This window comes from Mycobacterium sp. IS-1264, assembly GCF_001954195.1.
GTDB lineage: Bacteria > Actinomycetota > Actinomycetes > Mycobacteriales > Mycobacteriaceae > Mycobacterium.
Window position 1 is genome coordinate 1 of record NZ_MBES01000027.1, and the last position, 5,909, is coordinate 5,909.

The 5,909-nt window shown below is 69.4% G+C and carries 2 protein-coding genes; both read right to left on the minus strand.

Annotated features, from left to right (window positions below):
• Positions 1-4,172: type I polyketide synthase (locus A5744_RS05885; RefSeq protein ID WP_076059230.1), on the minus strand; the 4,172-nt coding region annotated here is incomplete at its 3' end.
• Positions 4,173-4,190: 18 nt separating this feature from the next.
• Positions 4,191-5,909 (minus strand): SDR family NAD(P)-dependent oxidoreductase (locus A5744_RS05890; RefSeq protein WP_139331249.1); only part of this gene is annotated, 1,719 nt, incomplete at its 5' end.

Genomic DNA, 5,909 nt, shown 5'->3' on the forward strand with positions numbered 1-5,909 from the left:
AAGTTCACCCCCACCGCGGCCACCGCCACCCGCACCTGCCCGGCGGCCAGCTCCACCCGTGCGCTCGGCTGCACCACCAGGTCTTCCAGCGTGCCGCCGCCACCGGCTGCCAACCGCCAGCCCCCATCCGGCAGCTCCAGTACCGCCCCGGCCCCGACCGGGGTCAACCGAGCGGCGTGCGCGACACCGGAGCGCACCACGAGTTGCGGTTCACCACAACCGATAACATCGCGGACATCCATCGATCCGTCCGAGTCCACCAACACGAACCGACCCGGATGCTCGGCCTGTGCGGAGCGCACCAGCCCCCACACGGCAGCGCCGGCCAAGTCCTCGACATCCTCGCCGGCCCAACTGACCGCGCCGTGCGTCACCACGACCAGTTCCCCGGCATCCTCGGCGGCGAGCCGCGATTGCAACACCCGCAGCACCTCATGGGTGGCCGCGTGCACCGACCGGACCACACCGTCGGCCGCCGGGCCGAGCTGCCACACCGTCGCACCGTTGTCGCCAATGCCAGTGGGTTCCACCGGAACCGGGGACCACACGACGTCGAACAAGCCGCCACCGCCGCCGGCGGCCGCCGCGACCGCCGCCGACAACGCCTTCGCCGAGACCGGGCGAAGCACCAACTCGCGGACCGACAACACGGGCAGACCCGCGCCATCGGCCAGGTCCACCGACACCGCCCCGGCGCCGGCCGGCGCGATCCGCACCCGGACCCTCGATGCACCGGCTGCGTGCAGACACACGCCCTGCCAGGAAAACGGCAGCATCGTCTCGACCTGTTGGCCGACCACCCCCATCGCATGCAGCGCCGCGTCCAACACGACAGGATGAATTCCGAACCCCGCGACCGTCACACCCTCACCGACGGCGACTTCGGCGAAAATCTCTTGTCCCCGTTGCCACATCGCCCGCACGCCGCGAAACGCCGGCCCGTACTCGTAGCCCCGCGCCGCCAACACGCCGTACACATCGACCGCGTCGACCGCCGACGCGCCGGCCGGCGGCCACACCGACAGGTCCGCGGGCGCCGCCGAGCCCGCGTTCAGCACGCCCTGCGCGTGCAACACCCAGATCGAATCCGCGTGGGCGCCACGCGAATAGACCCATACGGCGCGCGAACCCGACTCGGTGGCCGCGTCGACGACCAGCTGCACCCGCACCCCGCCGGTCTCCGGGAGCACCAGCGGCGCCAACAACGTGAGCTCCTCCAGGACCGAACAGCCGACCTCATCCCCCGCCCGCAGCACCAACTCCACGAATCCCGCACCGGGAAACAACATCACTTCATCGACGACGTGATCCGCCAGCCACGGGAAATCCCCCACCGACAGGGAGCCCGTCAGCACCACGCCGCCCGAATCGGGCCGGTCTACTATCGCGCTCAACAGCGGATGTCCGGCGTGCAGCAACCCGGCACCCCGCACGTCCGCCGATCCCACGGCGCCGTAAGGCAACCAATACCGCTGCCGCACAAATCCGTACGTCGGCAAGTCGACTCGGTTCCCGCCCCCCAACGCGGCGGGCCAGTCCACACCGACACCCCGGACGAACAACCGCGCCAGCGCGGCCAGCAGTGACTCGAGTTCGGGTCGATCCGTGGCCTGCGTCACCACCGACACCGCCCGGTCGGCGGTCAACGACTGCTCCACCGCGGCGGTCAGGCCACGGCCGGGACCCACCTCCACAAAAACGTCAGCCCCCGACGACTCCGCGGCCCTTACGCCGTCGGCGAAACGGACGGGTTGCCGCACATGGTCAACCCAGTACTGCGCCGACCCGTAGCCGGCTCCGGCCAATTGGCCGGTCAGGTTCGACACCAATGCAATTCGCGGTGGTGCGGCCGAAATCCCGTCGAGCAGCTTCGCGAACTCGTCGAGCATCGGCTCCATCAGGGCCGAGTGAAACGCGTGCGACACCGCCAGCCGGTGCACCCGTCGACCCGACTCCGCCAGCCGATCCGAGACCGCCTCCACCGGCTGTTGGGCACCCGAAATCACCACCGCGTTAGGCGCGTTGACCGCGGCGATGCTCACCGCCTCGGTCAGCAATGGTGCGACTTCCGACTCGCCGGCGGCCACCGCGACCATCACCCCGCCGGCGGGCAGGGCCGCCATCAACCGGCCCCGGCCCGCCACCACCCGGGCGGCATCGGCGAGCGACAACGCCCCGGCCACATGGGCCGCGGCGATCTCCCCGACCGAATGACCCGTCACGACGTCCGGCACCACGCCGCAGTGCCGCAGCAATGCGGCCAGCGCCACCTCGACGGCGAACAACGCCGGCTGAGCGAATTCGGTGCTTTCCAGCAGCGCGGCGTCGTCGCCCCAGATCACCTGGCGCAGCGGCAATCGCAGATGCGGATCCAACGCGCTGACCGCCTCGTCAAACGCCTCCGCGAACGCCGGGAACCGCTCATGCAACTGCCGGCCCATCCCCAACCACTGCGAACCCTGCCCGGGAAACACGAACGCCGTCTTACCGCCCACTTGCGCGCGCCCCACGACGAGGCCCCCGCCCGGCTCGCCGGCCGACAGCTCGATCAACCCCGCGACGAGATCGTCGCGGTCGGCGCCGATCACCACGGCCCGATGGTCGAAGACCGGCCGCGTCGTCACCAACGACCAACCCACATCGGCCGGAGTCAAGTCGGCATCGGCGGCCACCCGCGCCAGCAATCGCTTGGCCTGGTTGGCCAGCGCCCGCTCCGAGCGGGCGGACAACACCCACGCCGTCGCGGCGTCATCGGGCTGCGCCGGAACGCTTTCGATCTCCAGCGCCGGCGCCTGCGTCGGGGCCTCTTCCAAGATCACATGCGCGTTCGTCCCGCTGATCCCGAACGACGAAACGCCCACCCGGCGGGGACCATCCCCCGCGGGCCAGGGCCGTGACTCCGTCAACACCGACACCGCTCCGGCCGACCAATCCACATGCGGCGTGGGCACATCCACGTGCAACGTCTGCGGCAGCACGCCGTGTTGGATCGCCTGCACCATCTTGATCACGCCGGCGACGCCCGCGGCGGCCGACGTGTGACCGATGTTCGATTTGATGGACCCCAGCCACAGCGGCCGGTCCGCCGGCCGATCCTGTCCATAGGTGGCCAGAAGCGCCTGCGCCTCAATCGGATCGCCCAACGTGGTGCCCGTGCCGTGCCCCTCCACCACATCGACGTCCGCGGCCGCTAGGCCGGCGCTGGCCAGCGCCGCGCGGACGACCCGCTGCTGGGACGGCCCATTGGGAGCGGTCAGGCCGTTGGACGCGCCGTCCTGATTCACCGCGGAGCCCCGCACAAGCGCCAACACCGGGTGTCCCAACCGTCGGGCGTCGGCCAACCGCTCTACGACCAATACCCCCGCGCCTTCGGACCACGCGGTGCCGTCGGCGGCACCGGCATACACCTTGCACCGGCCGTCCGGCGCCAGCGCCCGCTGGCGGCTGAACTCCACGAATGCCGCCGGGGTGGCCATCACGGTCACACCGCCCACCAGCGCCAGATCGCTCTCTCCCGACCGCAGTGACTGCGCTGCCAGGTGCAGCGCCACCAGCGACGACGAACACGCCGTATCCACCGATACCGCCGGGCCTTCCAGCCCCAGGACGTACGACACGCGTCCGGAGGCCACGCTCAACGTCGAGCCGGTGAGTCCGTAGCCCTCCAGCTCGCCGTGCACCTCGCCGCCGTAGCCGGCGTGGATCACGCCGGCGAACACACCCGTCGCCGAGCCGCGCAGCGCCAACGGGTCAATTCCGGCGCGCTCCAACGCTTCCCACGACAACTCCAGCATCAGCCGCTGCTGTGGATCCATCGCGAGCGCCTCGCTGGGCCCGACGCCGAAGAATCCGGCATCGAAATCGCCGGCGTCGGACAGGAAGGAGCCCTGGCGGACGTACATCTTGCCCGGCGTGTCAGGGTCCGGGTCGTACAGCCCGGCCACGTCCCAGCCCCGGTCCGCGGGAAAGTCGGACACGGCGTCGCGGCCTTCAACCACCATGTCCCACAAGCCCTCGGGCGAATCCACGCCGCCCGGGTACCGGCACGCCATCCCCACCACCGCCACGGGCTGCGACAACTTGTCTTCCAATTCGGAAAGGCGCCGCCGGGTACGCCGCAGATCGGCGGTGAGGCGCTTGAGGTAATCGAGATGCTTGTCGGGGCCCGACACTGTCACTCCTTGCGGGCTTTAGGAGCCGAGCTCTTCGTCGAGGATGGCGAAGAGCTGGCTTTCTGTGGCGGTTTCGATGTCCTCGTCGTCGGCGTCGTAGGACTCGTACGGGTCGAGGTGGGTGCTGAGGGTGGTCATCAGGGCCTGGATGCGGGTGGTGAGCTGCGTCTTGTCCTCGGGTTTCCAGTCGGCTTGATCGAGCAGTGCTTGTAGTTCACGAGTGATGTCGTTGAATCGGTTCATCAGGTTTGGTTGGCCGGCATCGGTGGCGTCGACGGCCAAGCGGGCGTCGAGGTGCTCGGCCAACACGATCGGCGTCGGGTAGTCAAAGATCAGTGTGGGCGAAAGGGTCAGTCCGGTAGCGGTTTTGAGCCGGTTGCGCAGTTCGACGGCGGTCAGCGAATCAAACCCGAGGTCTTGAAACACCGTGCCGGGGTTGATGTCGGCCGCGTTCTGGCGGCCCAACACGATGGCGGCGTTGCTGCATACCACCTCGACGAGTCGGTCGTGTCGCTGCTCGGACGTCAGGCCCTGCAGCCGTGCGACGAGGCTCGTCGTCGAGGCCGCCGTGGTGTCGGTGTCGTCGATGACGCGCCGGGTGGGACGAGCGACGACCAATTGGCTCAGCAGCGGGGGCAGCGCGGCGCGCTGGTCGGCGAGCGCGGCGGCATCGACGCGCGCGGCCACCAGCATGGGAAGGTCGGCGAGCATCGCTTCGTCGAAGAGTTGCAGGGCGTGTTCGGTGGACAGCGGTGCGAGGCCGAGTCGCGTCATGCGGGCCTTGTCGCGCTCGCCCAGGTGTCGGGTCATGCCGCTGGCCTGCTCCCACAGGCCCCACGCCACCGACAACCCCGCCAACCCCTGCGCACGCCGATAGGCGGCCAGGCCATCGAGGAAACTATTGGCCGCCGCATAATTGGCCTGCCCCGGGGTTCCCACGATGCCGGCCATCGACGAAAACATCACAAACGCCGGCACATCCAAATCCGCGGTCAGCTCATGTAAATTCCAGGCCCCATCCACCTTGGCCCGCAACACCGCATCCACCCGATCCGGCGTCAACGAACCGATCAGCCCGTCATCGAGCAGGCCCGCGGCATGAAACACCCCCTTGAGCGGATATTGCGGCGGCAGCCCGGCGATCAACGCCGCGACCGCGTCACGATCGGCGACATCACAGGCCACCACCGACACCCGCGCCCCGGCTTCTTCCAACCGCGACACCACGTCGGCCACACCCTCGGCATCGGAACCGTGGCGGCTGGCCAGCACCACATGCGCCACCCCATAACGCGTCGCCAGATGCTGCGCCAGCGCCGAACCCGCCATCCCGGTGCCCCCGGTGACCACCACACTGCCCCCGGCAAGCCCACGGTCGCCGATGGTAAGCACCACTTTGCCGATGTGGCGCGCCTGGCTGATCAAGCGATACGCCGCCGGGGCGCATCGCACGTCAAAGGTCTTGACCGGCAACGGCTTCAACGTGCCCGCCGCGAAGAGCGTCATCAGCTCGGCCAGCATCGTCGCTGTGTGGTCCGGGCCGGCCTCGATCAGATCGAACGCCCGATAGTGCACGCCCTGGTGCTGGGCCGCTACGAGTTGGGGGTCGCGCGGGTCGGTCTTGCCCATCTCGATGAAATGTCCACCGCCGACCATCAGGCGCAGCGACGCGTCGATGAACTCACCGGCCAGCGAGTTGAGCACCACATCCACCCCGGCGCCGCCGGTGGTAGCAAG